Here is an 18,103-nt window from a genome sequence, read left to right as displayed (position 1 = left end):
GCTTGCGCTTAATAGTTCACCAATTATTCAGCATCAGCTGCTTTAGCGAATAATTGACGACCACGGTAGAAACCATCTTTAGTCACGTGGTGACGACGGTGAGTTTCACCAGTAGTTTGGTCTACAGTTAATGCATTCTCGGTTAAAGCGTCATGTGAACGGCGCATGTCACGGCGAGAGCGACTTTTACGGTTTTGCTGAACGGCCATGATGGCTCCTTACAAATCGAAAAAATGGATCAGAACAAATTCGGTTGTCTTAACTTAACAGTATAACACAAAATTTAGTTAAGTTTACCCTTCAAACCTGCCAAAACTTCAAACGGATTATCCCGTTTTTCTTCAACAGTGTCCTGAACGGCTGGTTGATGCTTATGTTCACAAGCGTCATGCTTAGGAGACAGAGGCATCAACAATAACAATTCATCTTCTAAAAGTGCAAGTAAATCAACAGTCGAAGGAGTATTGGTTAAATAATCCCCTTTAATTGTTGCTTCACTTTCACCTAGTACGATGAAATCAGCATCCTCATCCAAGCGCTCTATCAGTGACTCATCATCTATTAAAGCCAAATGGAAGTCAGAAACTAGTGTAATTTCAACAGAATCCAGACAACGCTGACATTCCATTGGAACTTTAGTATCTACATGACCATCTAGCCAAACAATACGATGATACGCATCCATTGATAGCTTACAGTCTATATTGATCAATTGATCATCAATTGATCCAACAGCTTCACGGGAAATACGAACAAAGCGAGACAATGGCAGGGTACCTGACCATGTAAAGCCTTGTTCAGCCCATTTAAACGGCTCTATCTGTGCCGGAAAGGTATTTGCTGACATAATTAAGGCGGCAATTCTACAAATTCATAGGTACTCTGTCAAAGATTAAGATACAATTTTGTACTTATTTAGACAGATCTCTTGAGTAATACAAGCCATGCATCAGTTGCAGCCGCAACCTGAAGTCACTACTTCATTACAATTCAATACGCATTCAACTTCTGAAAACACATTGCAAGCCGCCGATGTGCAACGCTTATCATGGGCTAACTTACAAACAGAAGTGCAACACGTTGATTGGCTTATCTTACACTTTAATCACTGGTTTTCCCACCTAAATGTGACGCTTGTTCGTGGTGATTTTGAACCAGAGTATTTCCCTGCTAGCGAACACAGCCCTGCCCGTATTCAGTTTGCACATGGTTTTTTCAACAGCGCCCTGCATGAAATCAGTCATTGGAGCATTGCCGGAGAACAACGCCGTTTATTGCCTGATCTCGGTTATTGGTATGCACCCGATGGTCGTACAGCTGAACAACAAGCCTTATTTGAGCAGGTTGAAATCAAGCCTCAAGCCATTGAATGGTTATTTTCCAAAGCATTTGGACGAAAATTTCGAGTTTCGCTGGATAATCTGACGGGTGAAGGTGGTGACGGATCGACATTTAAAGACAATGTTTATGCACAAGTTCAGGATTTTTTTTCAGGTAAAGCCAAACTTCCACACGATGCAAAACACTTCATTCAATGTATTTGTCTATGTACTCGAGGTGGCAAAACATTACAAAGCACTGAATTTAATCGTAACGATCTTGATTAAACCCGTAATTTTTTTAAAACATTGATTGCAACGATTTACTTTCCCAAGTAATAATTGAATTAACAATAAATCAGGAGAATAAATATGCTGCATTTAAGAGTACATCCTGACAATCCTCAACCACGTTTAATCAGCCAAGCAGTCGAAAGAATTCGAGCAGGTGATGTTGTGGTTTACCCAACTGATGCAGCGTATGCAATCGGCTGTCAGATTGGAAATAAAAGTGCAATGGAGCGTATTGCTCAGATCCGTGGTCTAGGGGCAAAGCATCAATACGCGATTATCTGTGCAGATTTATCTGATATTGCAACCTATGCCAAAGTAGACAATGCAATGTATCGTCTACTTAAAGCCAATACCCCAGCCGTAACCACATATATTTTACCCGCAACCAGTGAAGTTCCGCGACGCTTGATGCATCCTAAGAAAAAAACCATCGGCTTACGTGTTCCAAGTAATCCCGTCTGTCAGATGCTATTAAAAGAGTTGGGAGAACCTTTACTGACCAGTACTTTAATTTTACCTGGTCAAGATGCACCAATGGATGATCCCTACGATATTGAACAATTATTGGAAAAACGTATTGATGTGTTTATTGACAGTGGTTTAGGTACCTTAACCACCACCAGTATCGTTGATTTATCAGGAGCGAACCCTGAAATTATCCGTCGTGGTGTAGGTGATGTAAGCGCTTTTGAATAAGCGCTTATCCACTTTTCCTTAGATTAGCTCAAATTACACCGAGTTAATCAATACTTTGTTTTAACGTGATAAAGTTAAAGTTTTTAAATATCCAATTTTGAAACTTTAACTGCTCCCCCTAATTTCAACAAGAATAATTGAATTACCATAACTCTATCATTTTTAGATTGGAATTTTTCTCAATTCAGTTTATAAACAAAGCACAATCCTAAAAACAAATGCTTAATTATGATTTATAAGGTACATCATTTACATTGTGGAACCATGTGTCCGATGTGTGCACCACTATACGGACAAAAAGGTTTGTATGGCAAAATGGTGTGTCATTGCCTATTGATTGAAACAGACAAAGGTCTTGTATTGATCGATACCGGTTTTGGGATGCAAGACTACCTACATCCGCAAACACGTTTAGGTAAAGCTTTTACTAAAATCAGTGGCATACAAGCTGATTTCAATCTCACAGCCATTTCTCAAATTCAACAATTGGGTTTTAAACCATCCGATGTTCAACATATTTTGGTCAGTCATTTAGACTTAGATCATGCAGGTGGTATTTCAGACTTTCCCAATGCCACGGTTCACATCTTATCCAGCGAGTTTAATGCAGCACAGAAACTTTCAGTCATGAATAAATTGCGTTATCGACCACAACAATTTAAAAATCATCGTTACTGGAATTTTCTTGAACCTAAAAATGGCGAAGCATGGTTTAACTTCCAAAAAGTTCAAGGTTTTAATATTTTCAATGATGAAATTTTATTGATTCCTTTAGTCGGTCATACTGTAGGACATTGCGGTATAGCGATCAAACAACAAGATAGATGGTTATTGTTCTGTGGCGATGCTTATTTTAATCATCTAGAACTCAACCCTAAGAATAAATTACGCGCGCTCGACAAAATTGAATATCTCCTAGCGGAAGATAATACATTGCGCTTAAAAACCTTATCACAACTGCAACAGCTTGCACAGAATGAAGCAAAAATTGAAATTATCTGTGCCCACGATCCTGTTGAACTAGACCGATATTTAAAACATGCTTAAATCTCAATTATTACGTTATACCACTATTTTCGCACTCAGCGTACAGCTTTCAGCCTGTATGACAACTGCTGCACTTCCAGATCATGAGCGCCCAAAACAATGGGGAACTATCGTTGCTCCACAGTATAATTTTTATCGGATCAGTGACACCGTTTTTCGTAGTGAACAACCCAGTGCTGAACTTATTCCTGAGTTAAAAACCAATCAAATTGATGTCGTGATTAATTTAAGAAGTCGCAATAAAGATAAAACCGTCTTTTCAAAACAGAACTTTCAATTGGTTCATATCCCAATCAATACTTGGGCAATTGATCGTCATGATCTACTCAATGTCATGAAAACAATTCAAATCGCAAAAGCCCACAACCAGAAGGTTTTAATCCATTGCTATCATGGTTCTGATCGTACTGGGGCAAGTGTTGCAATGTACCGAATTATTTTTGAGAACTGGTCTGTGAATGATGCTTTAAATGAAATGAAGCATGGCGGTTATGGCTTTCATCCAATCTGGGGCAATATTGAAAAACTTTTTACCCCTGAAAATATAAAATGGATCCGTGAGCAGCTCGCGAATCCATCTTTAACCACAAATACCTAACTCATAGCGTTTAACGTCGGTCTAGAGGTACCCACTCGATTACCCAAGCCGACTTCATGCCTAGACTCGCATCAGAATTGATCTTCTTACGTGCTGAATCCGCTGTCTCTCGATCTTTCGATGGTCCAACCATAATACGAATACCTTTTGAGGTTGGACTCTTGGTCACTTTGTAGCCCTTGGCACGTAGTTTAGCAGCGACAGCATCTGCATTGGCTTCATTGGCGGCAAGCGCAACTTGTACCATCCATTGCTTATCACCATTTTCAAGCAAATCACGTGCTTTTTCAGCTTCCGCTTTTTTCTTTGCTTCTTCTTGTGCTTTGTGCTTTTTATCCGCTTCTGCTTTCTTGTCTTCCGCTTGCTTTTTCTCAGCAGCGGCTTTCTTTTCCGCATCTAGCTTACGTTTTTCATCTGCTTTTTGTTGTTCTTCTAATTTACGTTTCTTTTCTTCAGCGGCTTTTTTATCTGCTTCTGCGGTAGCTTGACGCTTCTGCTCAGCTAACTTTTTTTCAGCATCAGCTTTTTGCTTTAATTGAGCATTTTGCTGTTCAAGTTTTTTCTGCTCTGCTGCTTTCTGTTGTGCTTTGGCTTTTTCATCCTGTACCAGCTCAGGAGGAATATCTGCCCCTTCCTGTGCTGCCGCAGCAGCTGCACCACGTCTTGCATTTGCAGCGGCATACTCTTCAGCTGCTTTACGTGCAGCATCTGCTTCTGCCTGTTGTTGCGTACGTAAAAAATCTGCTGCTTTTGCTTCTTGTTCAGCAACCGCTTTTTCACGGGCACGCTTCTGCTCTTCTAACAGACGTTTTTCAGTCGCAACATCGACAGTCAATGGCTGCAATTGTACAGGCTCACCTGCAGGTGTCGCTTTATTTTGCTGAGCTTGGCTTGTCGGCTGTGTCTCTGCTTGGCTTTGGTGGATTTCTTCTTTACCTTTTAGAAGCAATGCCGCCAATAGAACACCACCACTTAATAAAACAACACCACCCATCCAGCGTTGTTTGTTATTCATTGACATTCGTCTAAATACTCCCAGACCGCTTCTAAGGTATGGAATGAACCACACACCAAAATCAGCTGATTATTATTGGTTTCTGCAAGCGCTGATTGAAATGCTGCTTGTACACAATCAAACTGTTCAACTGTCTCATGCTGTAAAGCAGTTTGTAATTGTTCCAATGATGCCGCACGAGGCACAGTTAACGGTGCAATTTTCCACTTTAATACAGTATTTTTCAACAACTTGACCACAGAATCTACATCTTTGTCGGACAACATTGAAAAAACAGAGACAACTTCTGTGTACTGTTTATTGTATTCTAGGAATTTTCGCAATTGCTTTAACAAAAATTCTACACCATGCGGATTGTGTCCCGCATCAAAAATTACTGTTTTATCGTGTATTTTTCTAATTTCAAAGCGCCCTGACAATTGTGCGTTCTGAATACCTTGCGAAATCGCCTGTTGTGAAACCGTTAAACCGCTCACCAAAATTGCAGCGACAGCCGTAGAAATATTTTCCAGTGCCAAATGTCCCAAAGGAAGTTTTAACGTCGTTCCTGAACTTGCAAAATTCCAAGATTGACCATCTTCTGAGTTGTCATAAAAATAGTCATGGTTTAACGCATACAGCGTGGCATTGGTTTCTTGTACTTTATGTTGTATCGCTTGTGGTATATCTTGTGCGCCGGCAAAAATAACAGGGATATTTGCTCGGATAATACCGGCTTTTTCATAAGCAATTTTTTCAATCGTATCGCCCAGCCAATCGGTATGATCTAAACCAATATTGGTAATCACAGCCACATCTGGATCAATCACATTGACCACATCCAAACGACCACCAAGACCGACTTCAAGTACCCAAACATCACATTGTTTTTGTTTAAAAATAACAAATGCAGCCAAAGTCGTGGCTTCAAAAAAAGATAAAGATAAGTTACAAATACGGCGGGCTTGATCAACCGCAACAAAAGCATCAATCAAAGTTTGATCATTAACTTCTTGTCCAGCCAGCTTAACCCGTTCATTAAAACGATAAATATGTGGAGACTGGTATAAACCAACATTCAACCCTTGCGCATTCAAAATCGCAGCGAGAGTTGTTGTGGTTGAACCTTTGCCATTTGTTCCAGCAACGGTAATCACTTTGGCTTTTGGGTTAATCACCCCGAGTTGTTCTGCCACAGGAATCACGCGCTCTAAGCCTAAATCAATCCCTGTAACGTGAACATGGCTCCAATAATCGAGCCATGTTTGTAAATCATCAGTATTTAAAGGTGCTGTTTGGTTGTTCAAGGCAAATTCATCAGTTTCGCTACAATACGATATACAGTATCACGTAATGCGTGACGATGAACAATTTGATCGATTACACCATGATCAAGCAAAAATTCCGCACGTTGGAACGGTTCTTCCAGCTTCTCACGTACTGTTTGTTCAATCACACGTTTACCCGCGAAACCGATCATCGCTTTAGGTTCAGCAATATGTACATCACCTAACATTGCCAATGATGCTGTTACACCACCATACACTGGATGGGTTAATACCACGATATACGGAAGATGCGCATCTTTGATTTTTTGAATCGCCGCAGAGGTTCGCGCCATTTGCATCAAAGACAACATACCTTCCTGCATACGAGCACCACCTGAAGCAGCAAAACAAATCAGTGGTTGCTTGTCTTTAATCGCTTTTTCAGCAGCTTGTACAAAACGGTCACCGACCACAGTACCCATTGATCCAGCCATAAAGTCGAATTCAAATGCGCATGCAACCATTGCAATATTTTTAACTTGACCTTGCATCACCACAAGGGCTTCAGTTTCACCTGTTTTTTCCTGCGCTTCTTTAATACGCTCTGGATAAGGCTTGCTGTCTACAAAATGTAAAGGATCTTTTGCAGCAAATTCTTGACCAAGTTCAGTGGTCACATTATCAAAAAACCAATTTAAACGATCACGTGCTTTCATTTTCAAATGTTCATCACATGATGGACAAACATAAGCATTGAAAGACATTGCAGTACGAGTCACGAGTGCATGACATTCAGGGCACTCAATGGTTGGTTCTGTAAACGTCGCTTTGAGTGTTTGTTGTTGGTCAGGCATATGAATGCCTGGAACTGTACGATCTGTCCACGGCGTTGTTGCGCTGAGGATTTTCCCTGATTTCACTTCTTGATTCATACTAACTCATCGAGCGCGGCTCGAAGCTCCTTGACTTTATTCACTGCTGCTTCAACAGCTTGTTCTGGTGCAAGATTTGCAAATGGTTTGACAAAAGCACTTCCGACAATCACTGCATCAGCAACTTGACCTACTGCTTTTGCAGAAGCGGCATCACTAATCCCAAAACCTACCCCAACTGGAATATCGGTAAAGGTTTTGATTTTTTCAATACGTGCTGCAACTTCCGTTGTATCCAATGTTGCTGCACCCGTTACGCCTTTTAGAGACACATAGTAAATAAAGCCACTTGCTTGTTTCACTACATGCTGAATACGTTCATCGGTAGAGGTTGGTGCAAGCAAGAAGATTTGATCCATATTGTACTTTTGCAATACTTCATCTAAATCTTGTGCTTCTTCAGGTGGTAAATCCACAAGAAGTACGCCATCAACACCACAGTCATTCGCATAAGCCACAAACTTTTCATAACCAATCACTTCAACAGGGTTTAAATACCCCATTAAAACAACTGGCGTTGTTGTGTCTTTTTGGCGAAATTCTTTAACCATATTCAAGGCATCAAAGGTATTGGTACCCGCAGCTAAAGCGCGCTCTGCTGCAAGTGCAATCACTGGACCATCTGCCATAGGATCGGAAAATGGCAATCCAAGTTCAACTACGTCTACGCCTGCTGCAACCATTTGATGTAACAATGGTACGGTTACATGTGGTTGAGGATCACCCGCCATAACATAAGAAACCAAAGCCTTACGCTGTTGAGATTTAAGCTGTGCAAAACGAGTGGCTAAACGTGACATAGGATTGTACATTCCTTGAATTGTTCAAACTTGAGGAGTTTTTAGATCATTAAACACCAGTAAATAAATTCAAAATGGATTTATTTCCGGTTTAATCATCCAAATGTATAAATACAAGACACTGCATTGTAACGCTATTTTTTACTCAAAGGATAGAGTCACATAGTCGCTCTCGCGTATCTTGTTTTATATCACCAATAATAAAACAACCCATGGATACATTTAGCGCTATTTTCAAGTTGAGGACAATGATCAAAGCTACCTATTTTCAAGCTTGTAAAAAAATATCATTATGAGTAAAAAATAAAGTTAAATCATCACTCTACAGCCAAACACCCTATCACCTACATCACTTAATTATTTTTCAGAAATTGCAAAAGCTGTTTATACTAGTCAGGATTCTGATTTTTTATCTCCTCTTATGACCACACATTCTCAGGCTAAAGTGCAAGCCAGCGTGCTTGCGCTCTTGCCGCTTATTGTTTTTTTAGCCATTTTTTTAGGCAGTGGTATTTATCACACGATCATTGGTACTGAGTTTGCTTTTTATCAAGTGAAAGCCCCTATTGCTGCTCTTCCTGCAATTATTTTAGCCATCCTGCTGTATAGAGGGAAAATCAATGCCGCTATAGAAACATTTTTGCATGGTGCAAGCCATCCCAATTTAATTTTGATGTTTATGGTCTTTATGCTTGCAGGTGCCTTTGCCAGCGTAACCAGTGCCATCGGTAGTGTGGACTCCACTGTTCAATTTGGTTTATCGATTATTCCATCTGAATTTGTCCTGCCGATGCTTTTCATCATTTCTGCCTTTATTGCCACGGCAATGGGAACATCGATGGGAACCATTGCTGCATGTGCGCCGATTGCTTTTGGTTTTTCTCAAGCAACGGATATTCAGCCCATTTATGCAATTGGTGCTGTGGTCAGTGGGGCAATGTTTGGTGATAACTTATCCATGATTTCAGACACCACCATTGCAGCAACTCGAAGTCTAAATGTAGAACTGCGTGACAAATTTCGAGTGAATATCTGGATTGCACTGCCTGCTGCGATTATCACCATATTGATTTACATTTTGACCAGTCATCATGCGCAAACTATTGAATATAAAAGTTATAACTTATGGCTTATTTTGCCTTATGTAATCGTGTTCTTTTTAGCATTTACACGTTTACATGTACTTGCAGTACTGACCATCGGAATAGTACTTTCAGGTTGTCTTGGCATCATTGAAAATCCTGAATTTACCCTACTTAAATACAATGCCGCTATTTATGATGGCTTTGTGGGTATGTTTGAGGTTGCCTTACTTTCTATGTTCTTAGGTGGTTTATCTGCCATTATGCAAAAAGAAGGCGGTTTAGAATGGTTAATTCAACGTATTTACGCCTTAACCCGTCGATTTAAAATCGGTCAACAACGCGCGGGAGAAATTGGAATTAGCTTCCTTGTGGTTTTCTCGAATGTGTTTGTCGCAAATAATACGGTTGCCATCATCTTATCTGGAGACATGGCACGAGAAGTTGCCAAAGAATATGCTGTTGATCCCAAACGTGCAGCCGCATTTATGGATATTTTCTCTTGTGTAGTTCAGGGCTTGATTCCATACGGTGCACAACTATTACTTGCATGCTCAATTGCCAAACTGTCCCCTGTTGAGCTGATTGGTTCGATTTATTATTGTTGGGTATTGGCAATATTTGCAGTCTTGGCAATCGTATTTAGATTTCCCAAGTTAAAGACAACTTGAAATCATGCTGAATCATGGTTTTAAAAAACCAATTCAACAATCAGATCAACCTGTGTTTTGAGCATAAATTAAAAAATCACAATCATACCAAACACTTAGATAGCAGCAACACTATCTAAGTATTTGGTTTTTAAAGTATACTTTCTTTTCACTGTTTTTCACGATGACTTCAACTGTTGTTTTTTCTCGAGCAGGGTTTGCCCACTAAAGGCCTTATATGCTCTGGTTAAAGCTGACTGATCTGAATAACCTAACTGCATCGCTATTTCACTGAACGGCATGTGGCTTTCCAATAAAAACTCACAACGCTTCATCCGTTCAATCTCTACAATTTTCTTAAACGATGTCTGTAAGTCACTTAACTGTCGTTGTAAAGTCCGTGTGGATATATGAAGTTCTTGAGTAAGTTCTTCGATTTTTGGGGCGTGTTGTTTTAACTTTAAATATTCTGCCACAATCAAATGTAAGCGTTGAGCAATGGTTTCATAGCGAGGTTTAGACGCAATAGCCTCCTCTGCTTGTTTGACCAAAAGCTGCATTAAGGATGGATCTGCCTGTTGGATTTTTAAATTTAAACCTGCTGAGGCTAAGACAAAACTATATTGCGGTTGATGGAAAGAGACTTCACAGCCGTAGAACTTTTGATAATGATAGATTGCCATCTGTGGTGCATGAGCAAAATGCACCGCATGCAATGGAAATTGATTTGGCGGTACAATTTTACGCGCGAGATGCATCATTAACGCATTGGTAAATTCATTAATAAGAATATATTTTTCATGATGAAAGGGCCAAATTAAATGTACATATTCTCCCTTGAGCTGCATTTGCATTGGAATAACTTCGTCACCATCAATCACCAAACGGCTAAAGCGCATAATATTTTGTAAAGCTTCTGCCACGGTTGTACTTCGTGATGCCATATAGCCCAAAACACCAAAATGCTCAGGTCGCACATATTCTGCCATTTCAAACACGATCTGAGGGCAATCTAGCGCTTGTTTGGTTTTTTCAATCAGTTGATGAAAGAAGAAATAGGAAGATTGTGTATCAATCGGCTGTGACAAAATTCCAATTAAATGTTTTTTTTCATCCGCTTGTAAGAAATCAAGCGTCGCAAGATCAATCCCTCGTTCAGACAGATACATCTGCCAGAGATGAAAATAACCATTTGGGATCTGTAATTCCTGCATCGTCTTGCACTCTTTTTAATCCTTTAACTTAGAAAATTGACATTGCAAATTTTCATTTTGTCGTAAAATGTATAAAAAATGGCAATATCTGTCAAAACAAACTTGCAAAATCCCGACATACTGAAATCATCAACAGTGATGCAAGTAAAATAAAATGAATGCATTAGTTACATATCAGGTCGATCCAGTGGTTCGAACCAAGCTCAACTTTAAACTTGAGGAAGTGCCGCGCTTCTGGTTTGGTGGAGATCCATTCCGCACACGACTATTTGACGCACTCAGTCTGACCTTCCCAGATGGTGAACGCTATTTCATAGAAAGTGTCCGACTCTTCCGTGACAAAATCACCGATCCAGATTTACAACAACGTGTTGCTGATTTTATTCGTCAAGAAGCCCAACATGGTATTGCGCATGACAAAATGAATCAGGTTATGAAAGATCAAGGCATGCCTGTCGATCAATTTATCCAACTTTTAAGTAAGATTTTTAAATTTGAATTGAGCCAACGCTCGCCTCAATACAATATTGCGATGACAGCTGCTGCTGAACATCTCACCGCTTTGATGGCAGAAACATTTTACCGCCATAAAGCAACCTTATCTGAAGCACACCCTTATGTCCGGGCCTTACTGGCGTGGCATTCTATTGAAGAAATGGAACATCGAGATGTGGCCTTTGATGTGATGCAACAAGTCGGTGAGGTCCCTGACAACTTACGTCGATTTGCTTTAGCCTTTACCACCATAATGATGTTCAACTTTACCCTCTACCGTGCCAATATCATGCTTAAACATGATGGATTCAGCCGTATAGAACGTTTAAAAATGGCAACGCAAGGATTGCCTTGGTTCTTCGGTAAAAAAGGGATTTTATCTGCAATGAAAAATGAATATTTAGACTGGTTTAAAAAAGATTTTCATCCGAGCCAACACCCTGTAATTCGACAATATCAAGTTTGGGTCGATACGATGGCTGAAACCAATGATCCTATTCAAGCAGGTGAAGCATTTTGGCAGGCTGGGCTATAGCTGTCTTGATATAAACCGATCAGTTCTATCCTGAATAGGGATTTGAACTGAATAATGCGAGAAATAAAACAATGAATGCATATGTAAAACACCAAGTTGATCCTGTGGTTCGCAGCAATTTAGATTTTAGATTGAATGAAGTTCCACGCTTTTGGTTTGATAATGACCCTTTTCGTACCCGTATGTTTGATGCACTGAGTTTGACCTTTCCTGTAGGGGAAAGATATTTCATTCAAAGTGTTCGGGCACTGCGTGACAAAATCACCGATCCAGATTTACAGCAACGTGTCACGGATTTTATTCGACAGGAAGCACAGCACGGTATTGCACATGACAAAATGAATGAAGAAATGCTGCACCAAGGCATGCCTGTTGATCAGTTTGTAAAATTTATGGGTGCACATTTCGAGCATATACTGAAACATCGTTCCAAACAGTACAACATTGCCATGACTGCCGCAGCAGAACATCTTACCGCATTAATGGCAGAAACTTTTTACAGTAAACAAGAGACTTTAGCGGAGGTCCATCCTTTTGTTCGTGCTCTATTTGCTTGGCATTCAATCGAAGAAATGGAACATCGAGATGTCGCTTTTGATGTCATGAAAGAGGTTGGAGAAGTTCCTGAAAACTTGCGTAAATTTGCGCTTGCCTTTGTCACTTTACAAATGTTTGGATTTACCTTTTACCGTGCCAATGTCATGCTCAAATACGATGGATTCAGTCGTTTGCAACGTGTTCAATTTGCACTCAAAGGTATTCCATGGTTTTTTGGCAAACACGGTAAATTATCAGCAATGCGTGAACAATACTTAGATTGGTTTAAGCCTGATTTTCATCCGAGCCAACATCCTGTGATTCGACAATATCAGGTTTGGGTCGATGTTTTGGCCAAAACCAATGATCCGATTCAAGCAGGTGAAGCATTTTGGAAGGCTGCTTTATAAGGTTAAAAAAGCTTTAAATAAGAACAGCCTTACCATTTCGCGTAATGCTGTTCCAACAAGCCATAGGCTTGATCTAACTGAATACACTCACCCACTTCAGATTCGACCGTACCACTAATGCGTGATTGCCATTGGCTAAACTGACTCCCCACCAAACGTAAATTTAAGTTTTCAAATCTCCGCCAGCCGGTTTCTACTGTCAGATTTAATTTCTGGTCTAAAGAGCGAATTGACCACAGGTTTGCATCTAACTTTTCAAACAGTACATCGGCAACTGCATATAGAACACCATTGACCCACAAACAATTTTCATTGCCAAAACTCTCATTTACACCCGAAGCGAGGTTTAAGCCTATACGGTTTCCTTGCGTATCCCAAAAGTTACACGATAACCAAAACCATGCTGTTTCGGGTCTTAAAAATCCACAGGTGTCATCGAGAGATGCCAAAGTTTTTTCATTAAAATCTATACGCGCTTTATCTTTATTGATAAAGAAGCCTTCTACAGCCAAGGTGGTTTTCTTTTGCGTATAGGTCCAACCATTAATACCATTGGGACTGCATAAGCTTAAAGGCTCTGTTCCTGCACAAAAAATGCGGGCTTTTAACTGCTCTTCACCATTTCGAGTTGCCCGTATATAACGCACACCATTGGCATGTTGCATTTCAAATTCAAAAGGTGATTTATTAAAGTGACTTTGGCTATACAAAGGCTGCTCATCTAAGCTTGTCCCTCGCCCTAAGATCGTATTGGCATTCCATTCTAAAACGTCATTCGTTGAATGGTCATAGACATAAATAAAGCCATGTCCTGCCCAACCAATATCGGCAATTGCGATACCGATAGAATAGTGTTCATGCTGGATACCACAAAATTTAAACTTTTTATATTTTAAATGTTTACGCCAACCTGTTAATACTTTGCCATACGGGGTTTTGTAGATATATTGATTAACATTAATCTTACTCGGCACATCTTTAAAACGCCCATAACGGGGTTGACCATTGCTTTGTATTAAATCCATGTGAATTCCCAATCCTTTTATAAGGGAAGTATCAGACTTTAGTCGGTCCTTCGATTATTGCTATTTTTTCAAATTTAGCAACACCATCACACACCAAATCAATCCACTTTTATCACAATCTAACCTTTAGCGCATTCGTTCGACAGATAAAATATAACCTTGATTTAATTCATAAAAAATAGGGCGAATGCCCTATTTTTTAATCTGCAAAAATTACTTTGCAGGACCACCCCACTGATTTGTTTCAGGTTTGGTATCTGAAGCTAACCAGTAAATTAAAACAAAAGCGCCAAAAGGAACAAAAGCAATCAAGTACCACCAACCTGTTCTTCCCGTATCATGTAAACGTCGAGCAGCAGCTGAAATTGAAGGCACGATCAGCGCTAATGCACTAATAAAATACAATACAGATGGTTTCTTAAAAATGATTGAGTCAATAATTGCTGCAATGATCAGCACAGCAAACTGTACCAATACAAAGAACCAATATTCTTTACGGCGAGCACGCCCAGAAAAATTGGCATAATTACTTAAACATTTTTTAAACCAATCAATCGCATTATATTGATCTTCGGTTTTATTTTGTGACATTGCTTTTCTCTCTTTATTTTATAAGTGTTACTGACATTTTTTGTACTAAAGCTGTAGCCAGATATTAACTGGTTTTGCATATTTTTCATACACTTTTATTCTGTAAAAAGCAAAATCTATTCGAAAAAAGAAAGAGGTCCTTGACCTCTTTCTGTGCAAATCATTGTCTAATCTATGCTTGAGACATTCATCTACAATTTTTAAAGCAATATATAAAAATCAGATAATCTTTCCATGTGGAATTTGATCAATTAACTTTTGCGGTGCTTTAAAACGTTCGCCATATTTTGCTTCAAGCGAGTTCGCTCGAAGCAAAGCTTTTTCTAAACCATACTGATTTAAGAATTGAATCGCACCACCCGTCCACGGTGCAAAGCCAATACCAAAAATCGAACCGATATTGGCATCAATCACAGATTCCAAGACATGTTCTTCATAGCAACGTAAGGTATCTAAAGCCTGAACAAATAGGAAACGGTCAATCATTTCTTGTTCAGAAATATCAACATCTTTCTTCCAGTGGCTTAAGCCATCCCAAAGATGCTTTTTGCCACCTTCAGGATACTCATAGAAACCAGCACCCGCAGCCTTGCCTTTACGTTCAAAGGTGTGAATCATGGTTTCAATAACATCATCAGCACCTGAAAGCGGTAAATCCTTACCTTCAGCCTGAAGGGCTTTACGAGTTTCTTTGGCCACATGCTCAGAAAGCGTTAATGCCACTTCATCTTGAATCGCCAATGGGCCAACAGGCATACCTGCTTTTAGTGCTGCCATCTCAATACGTGCAGGATGTACACCCTCGTGCAATAAACGTAGACCTTCTTGCACAAATGTACCAAACACACGGCTGGTGAAGAAACCACGGCTATCATTGACCACAATTGGTGTTTTGCCAATTTGTTGCACATAGTCATAGGCTTTTGCTAAGGTTTCAGCAGAGGTATTTTTACCTTTGATGATTTCAACCAATTGCATTTTATCGACAGGACTAAAGAAATGTAGACCAATAAAATGCGTATCATCTTTAGAGGCTTTGGCTAAACCCGTGATCGGTAATGTTGATGTATTTGACGCCATGACACCATTATTGGCAAGAAATTGTTCCGCTTCTTGAGTCACTTTGGCTTTTAATTCTTGATTTTCAAATACAGCTTCGATAATCAAATCACAGCCTTTTAAGTCTTCTGCAGAAGCCGTTGCAGTAATTAAACTTAAAACTTGATCACGCTTTTCCGCGCTCATACGACCTTGCGAAACACGTTTATCCAATAGTTTTTGGCTATAGGCTTTACCTTTTTCAGCATTTTCCACAGAGACATCTTTTAGCACAACTTGAATGCCTTTGATTGCTGTCGAATATGCAATACCCGCGCCCATCATGCCTGCACCAAGTACACCCACTTTGGTCGCTTGCCACTTGGCAATATTTTTAGGACGACTTGCACCTGCTTTAATTGCATTCAAACCATGCCAGAATGTTCCAATCATATTCTTGGCAACTTGCCCTGTTGCAAGATAAGTAAAGTAACGCCCCTCTATACGGAAAGCGGTATCTACATCAACTTGGGCACCTTCAACTGCAGCGGCCATGATCGCTTCAGGCGCTGGATAACAGCCCTTGGTTTTATCACGCAACATTGCAGGTGCAATTGCCAGAATCTGAGCAACCGCAGGTGTTTTAGGATCGCCACCCGGAATTTTATAACCTTTCACATCATAAGGCTGTTGAGATTTTGGATTGGCTTTGATCCAAGCAATCGCTTTGTCCAGCATGTCTTGCTCGCTATCCGCAAGCTCATTGACCAAACCTAGAGACTTGGCTTTATCTACCCCAAATTGCTTACCTTCCATAAGGAATGGGAATGCATTTTGTAAACCCAGCAGGCGCACCATACGCACCACACCACCACCACCGGGAAGTAAGCCCAGTGTTACTTCTGGCAAACCTAATTTGGTTTTAGGATCATTTAAAGCAATACGATAATGGCAACTTAACGCAATTTCCCAACCACCACCTAGCGCTGTACCATTAATCGCCGCAACCACAGGAACACCTAAGGTATCAATCGTACGAAGATCACCTTTTAGCTTGGCAGTCATATTAAAGAATTCAGTGGCATGTTCTGGCGTTGCCTCAATCAGCTCATCCAGATCACCGCCGGCAAAAAAAGTTTTTTTCGCAGAGCGATAAATCACACCTTTTAAATCGGTTTCAGATTTAAGTTTAGACACAACATTTTCTAAAGCCACACGAAAATCAGCGTTCATGGTATTTGCAGACTGGTTTGGAGAGTCCATCGTTAAAATAACAATGCCATCCGCATTTTTTTCATATTGAATTGCACTCATTATTATTCTCCTTATACCAACTCAATAATGGTCGCAATACCCATGCCACCACCTACACACAATGTTGCTAGACCACGTTTTTTACCCTGACGTTCTAATTCATCAAGTAGCGTACCAAGAATCATTGCACCTGTTGCGCCCAATGGGTGCCCCATTGCAATCGCGCCCCCATTTACATTGACCTTTTCAGCAGGAACTTTAAGTTCAGTCATAAAACGCATCACCACAGATGCAAAGGCTTCATTCACTTCAAAGAGGTCAATATCGTCAATAGTGAGACCTGCTTTTGCCAGCGCCTTACGCGCAGCAGGTGCAGGACCTGTGAGCATGATGGTTGGATCTGTTCCAACCAATGCCGTTGCCAACACTTTTGCACGAGGTTTTAAGCCTTGCTCTTTGACTGCTTTTTCAGAAGCAATCAGCACCACAGCTGCGCCATCTACGATGCCCGATGAGTTTCCAGCATGATGTACATGGTTAATTTTTTGCGCTTCTGGATATTGTTGTAATGCAATCGCATCAAAGCCCATTCCACCCATCATTTCAAAACTTGGATTGAGTTTAGCCAAGCCTTCAGCAGTTGTGGTCGGTTTAATGAATTCATCTTTGTCAAGAATTGTAACACCAGCTTTATCTTTAACCGCAACCACAGACTGATCAAAGCGTCCCGCGGCCTGTGCAGCAGCAGCTTTACGTTGTGAGTTGGCAGCAAACTCATCCACATCTGTACGGCTATAGCCATCGAGCGTGGCAATTAAATCCGCGCCAATCCCTTGAGGAACAAAATGTGATTTTAAATTTGTTTCAGGATCCAGTGCCCAAGGCCCACCATCAGAACCCATTGGAATACGTGACATAGACTCTACGCCACCAGCAACAACAATATCTTCCCAGCCTGAACGTACTTTTTGTGCAGCCATATTGACAGCTTCAAGACCTGAAGCACAGAAACGGTTGATTTGCACACCGGCAACATCATTGTCCCAACCTGCCGCAATTGCAGCAGTTTTAGCAATATCACCGCCTTGATCGGCAATTGGTGTTACACAACCCAGTACGATATCGTCTACTTTTGAAGTATCAAGCTGATGACGATCTTTCAATTCATTGAGCAATGTGGTTAATAATGTAATTGGTTTCACTTCATACAGTGAACCATCTTTTTTTCCTTTTCCGCGTGGTGTGCGAATGGCATCAATGATGTAAGCCTCGCTCATAGCTGTTCCTTCTTATGACTTCTAGGTTGTTATCTGCTTTGAGTGTA

Annotated in this window: 18 protein-coding genes; 7 read left to right on the top strand and 11 right to left on the bottom strand. The window is 40.4% G+C overall.

Annotated elements, in window-relative coordinates; all coding sequences use genetic code 11:
- Positions 1-23: 23 nt before the first annotated feature.
- Together rpmF and PYV58_RS03375 are read right to left on the bottom strand one after the other, a co-directional pair.
- Complete coding sequence (gene rpmF / locus PYV58_RS03380) at positions 24-209, bottom strand: 50S ribosomal protein L32 (protein WP_004723964.1); 186 nt, start codon at positions 207-209, stop codon at positions 24-26.
- Positions 210-283: 74 nt separating this feature from the next.
- Positions 284-847 carry a YceD family protein gene (locus tag PYV58_RS03375; protein ID WP_004723966.1) on the bottom strand — a complete coding sequence of 188 codons (564 nt, stop codon included), beginning with the start codon at positions 845-847 and terminating at the stop codon, positions 284-286.
- A gap of 97 nt (positions 848-944) precedes the next feature.
- Here PYV58_RS03375 and PYV58_RS03370 point away from each other — a divergent pair, with 97 nt between their 5' ends.
- The 4 genes from PYV58_RS03370 to PYV58_RS03355 all read left to right on the top strand — a co-directional run bounded on the left by PYV58_RS03370 (position 945) and on the right by PYV58_RS03355 (position 3,954).
- A complete protein-coding gene (locus PYV58_RS03370; protein WP_034614618.1) occupies positions 945-1,607 on the top strand; it encodes an elongation factor P hydroxylase in 663 nt (220 codons plus the stop codon).
- Between the two features lie 84 nt (positions 1,608-1,691).
- Entirely contained in the window at positions 1,692-2,309 is a 618-nt protein-coding gene (locus tag PYV58_RS03365; RefSeq protein WP_004817743.1) for an L-threonylcarbamoyladenylate synthase, read from the top strand.
- A 228-nt stretch (positions 2,310-2,537) separates the two neighbouring features.
- Positions 2,538-3,356: an MBL fold metallo-hydrolase gene (locus PYV58_RS03360; RefSeq protein ID WP_034614616.1), complete on the top strand. Its 819-nt coding sequence runs from the start codon at positions 2,538-2,540 to the stop codon at positions 3,354-3,356.
- Entirely contained in the window at positions 3,349-3,954 is a 606-nt protein-coding gene (locus PYV58_RS03355; protein ID WP_034614614.1) for a dual specificity protein phosphatase family protein, read from the top strand. Before PYV58_RS03360 ends, PYV58_RS03355 begins: the two co-directional genes overlap by 8 nt.
- Positions 3,955-3,964: 10 nt before the next feature.
- Here PYV58_RS03355 and PYV58_RS03350 read toward each other — a convergent pair whose 3' ends face one another.
- Genes PYV58_RS03350 through trpA form a run of 4 tightly spaced genes read right to left on the bottom strand, consistent with a single transcriptional unit; the run spans position 3,965 to position 7,948 of the window.
- A complete protein-coding gene (locus PYV58_RS03350) occupies positions 3,965-4,975 on the bottom strand; it encodes an SPOR domain-containing protein (protein WP_034614613.1) in 1,011 nt (336 codons plus the stop codon).
- Complete coding sequence (gene folC, locus PYV58_RS03345) at positions 4,966-6,255, bottom strand: bifunctional tetrahydrofolate synthase/dihydrofolate synthase (RefSeq protein WP_034614610.1); 1,290 nt, start codon at positions 6,253-6,255, stop codon at positions 4,966-4,968. Before folC ends, PYV58_RS03350 begins: the two co-directional genes overlap by 10 nt.
- Positions 6,252-7,148: an acetyl-CoA carboxylase, carboxyltransferase subunit beta gene (gene accD, locus PYV58_RS03340; RefSeq protein ID WP_004723984.1), complete on the bottom strand. Its 897-nt coding sequence runs from the start codon at positions 7,146-7,148 to the stop codon at positions 6,252-6,254. Before accD ends, folC begins: the two co-directional genes overlap by 4 nt.
- Positions 7,145-7,948 carry a tryptophan synthase subunit alpha gene (gene trpA, locus PYV58_RS03335; RefSeq protein WP_004723986.1) on the bottom strand — a complete coding sequence of 268 codons (804 nt, stop codon included), beginning with the start codon at positions 7,946-7,948 and terminating at the stop codon, positions 7,145-7,147. Before trpA ends, accD begins: the two co-directional genes overlap by 4 nt.
- 421 nt (positions 7,949-8,369) lie before the next feature.
- Here trpA and PYV58_RS03330 point away from each other — a divergent pair, with 421 nt between their 5' ends.
- Entirely contained in the window at positions 8,370-9,701 is a 1,332-nt protein-coding gene (locus tag PYV58_RS03330) for a Na+/H+ antiporter NhaC family protein (RefSeq protein WP_004817755.1), read from the top strand.
- Positions 9,702-9,859: 158 nt separating this feature from the next.
- Here the strand turns inward: PYV58_RS03330 and PYV58_RS03325 are convergent, their stop codons facing one another.
- A complete protein-coding gene (locus PYV58_RS03325; protein WP_034614608.1) occupies positions 9,860-10,894 on the bottom strand; it encodes an AraC family transcriptional regulator in 1,035 nt (344 codons plus the stop codon).
- Between the two features lie 154 nt (positions 10,895-11,048).
- Here PYV58_RS03325 and PYV58_RS03320 point away from each other — a divergent pair, with 154 nt between their 5' ends.
- Both PYV58_RS03320 and PYV58_RS03315 read left to right on the top strand, forming a co-directional pair.
- On the top strand, positions 11,049-11,924 hold the full coding sequence (locus PYV58_RS03320) for a metal-dependent hydrolase (protein ID WP_004723993.1): 876 nt from the start codon (positions 11,049-11,051) through the stop codon (positions 11,922-11,924).
- Between the two features lie 71 nt (positions 11,925-11,995).
- A complete protein-coding gene (locus PYV58_RS03315; RefSeq protein WP_034614606.1) occupies positions 11,996-12,871 on the top strand; it encodes a metal-dependent hydrolase in 876 nt (291 codons plus the stop codon).
- A 29-nt stretch (positions 12,872-12,900) separates the two neighbouring features.
- Here PYV58_RS03315 and PYV58_RS03310 read toward each other — a convergent pair whose 3' ends face one another.
- From PYV58_RS03310 to PYV58_RS03295, 4 genes are all read right to left on the bottom strand, one after another.
- Positions 12,901-13,896 (bottom strand): DUF2804 domain-containing protein, encoded by a 996-nt coding sequence (locus PYV58_RS03310; RefSeq protein WP_034614604.1) that lies wholly within the window; start codon positions 13,894-13,896, stop codon positions 12,901-12,903.
- 213 nt (positions 13,897-14,109) lie between these two features.
- Positions 14,110-14,487 carry a DUF805 domain-containing protein gene (locus tag PYV58_RS03305; RefSeq protein ID WP_004817765.1) on the bottom strand — a complete coding sequence of 126 codons (378 nt, stop codon included), beginning with the start codon at positions 14,485-14,487 and terminating at the stop codon, positions 14,110-14,112.
- Between the two features lie 219 nt (positions 14,488-14,706).
- Positions 14,707-16,839 carry a 3-hydroxyacyl-CoA dehydrogenase NAD-binding domain-containing protein gene (locus PYV58_RS03300; protein WP_034614601.1) on the bottom strand — a complete coding sequence of 711 codons (2,133 nt, stop codon included), beginning with the start codon at positions 16,837-16,839 and terminating at the stop codon, positions 14,707-14,709.
- Between the two features lie 11 nt (positions 16,840-16,850).
- Positions 16,851-18,056 (bottom strand): acetyl-CoA C-acetyltransferase, encoded by a 1,206-nt coding sequence (locus PYV58_RS03295; RefSeq protein ID WP_056513993.1) that lies wholly within the window; start codon positions 18,054-18,056, stop codon positions 16,851-16,853.
- Between the last annotated feature and the right edge of the window lie 47 nt (positions 18,057-18,103).

The sequence above is a fragment of the Acinetobacter sp. TAC-1 genome (genome assembly GCF_029025845.1).
Taxonomy (GTDB): domain Bacteria; phylum Pseudomonadota; class Gammaproteobacteria; order Pseudomonadales; family Moraxellaceae; genus Acinetobacter; species Acinetobacter guillouiae.
This window is presented reverse-complemented; position numbering and strand designations above follow the sequence as displayed.

Excerpts from the sequence above, each read along its gene's own strand:
- rpmF (WP_004723964.1), bottom strand. The coding sequence starts at position 209 with ATGGCCGTTCAGCAAAACCGTAAAAGTCGCTCTCGCCGTGACATGCGC.
- PYV58_RS03375 (WP_004723966.1), bottom strand. The coding sequence starts at position 847 with ATGTCAGCAAATACCTTTCCGGCACAGATAGAGCCGTTTAAATGGGCT.
- PYV58_RS03370 (WP_034614618.1), top strand. The coding sequence starts at position 945 with ATGCATCAGTTGCAGCCGCAACCTGAAGTCACTACTTCATTACAATTC.
- PYV58_RS03365 (WP_004817743.1), top strand. The coding sequence starts at position 1,692 with ATGCTGCATTTAAGAGTACATCCTGACAATCCTCAACCACGTTTAATC.
- PYV58_RS03360 (WP_034614616.1), top strand. The coding sequence starts at position 2,538 with ATGATTTATAAGGTACATCATTTACATTGTGGAACCATGTGTCCGATG.
- PYV58_RS03355 (WP_034614614.1), top strand. The coding sequence starts at position 3,349 with ATGCTTAAATCTCAATTATTACGTTATACCACTATTTTCGCACTCAGC.
- PYV58_RS03350 (WP_034614613.1), bottom strand. The coding sequence starts at position 4,975 with ATGTCAATGAATAACAAACAACGCTGGATGGGTGGTGTTGTTTTATTA.
- accD (WP_004723984.1), bottom strand. The coding sequence starts at position 7,148 with ATGAATCAAGAAGTGAAATCAGGGAAAATCCTCAGCGCAACAACGCCG.
- trpA (WP_004723986.1), bottom strand. The coding sequence starts at position 7,948 with ATGTCACGTTTAGCCACTCGTTTTGCACAGCTTAAATCTCAACAGCGT.
- PYV58_RS03330 (WP_004817755.1), top strand. The coding sequence starts at position 8,370 with ATGACCACACATTCTCAGGCTAAAGTGCAAGCCAGCGTGCTTGCGCTC.
- PYV58_RS03325 (WP_034614608.1), bottom strand. The coding sequence starts at position 10,894 with ATGCAGGAATTACAGATCCCAAATGGTTATTTTCATCTCTGGCAGATG.
- PYV58_RS03320 (WP_004723993.1), top strand. The coding sequence starts at position 11,049 with ATGAATGCATTAGTTACATATCAGGTCGATCCAGTGGTTCGAACCAAG.
- PYV58_RS03315 (WP_034614606.1), top strand. The coding sequence starts at position 11,996 with ATGAATGCATATGTAAAACACCAAGTTGATCCTGTGGTTCGCAGCAAT.
- PYV58_RS03310 (WP_034614604.1), bottom strand. The coding sequence starts at position 13,896 with ATGGATTTAATACAAAGCAATGGTCAACCCCGTTATGGGCGTTTTAAA.
- PYV58_RS03305 (WP_004817765.1), bottom strand. The coding sequence starts at position 14,487 with ATGTCACAAAATAAAACCGAAGATCAATATAATGCGATTGATTGGTTT.
- PYV58_RS03300 (WP_034614601.1), bottom strand. The coding sequence starts at position 16,839 with ATGAGTGCAATTCAATATGAAAAAAATGCGGATGGCATTGTTATTTTA.
- PYV58_RS03295 (WP_056513993.1), bottom strand. The coding sequence starts at position 18,056 with ATGAGCGAGGCTTACATCATTGATGCCATTCGCACACCACGCGGAAAA.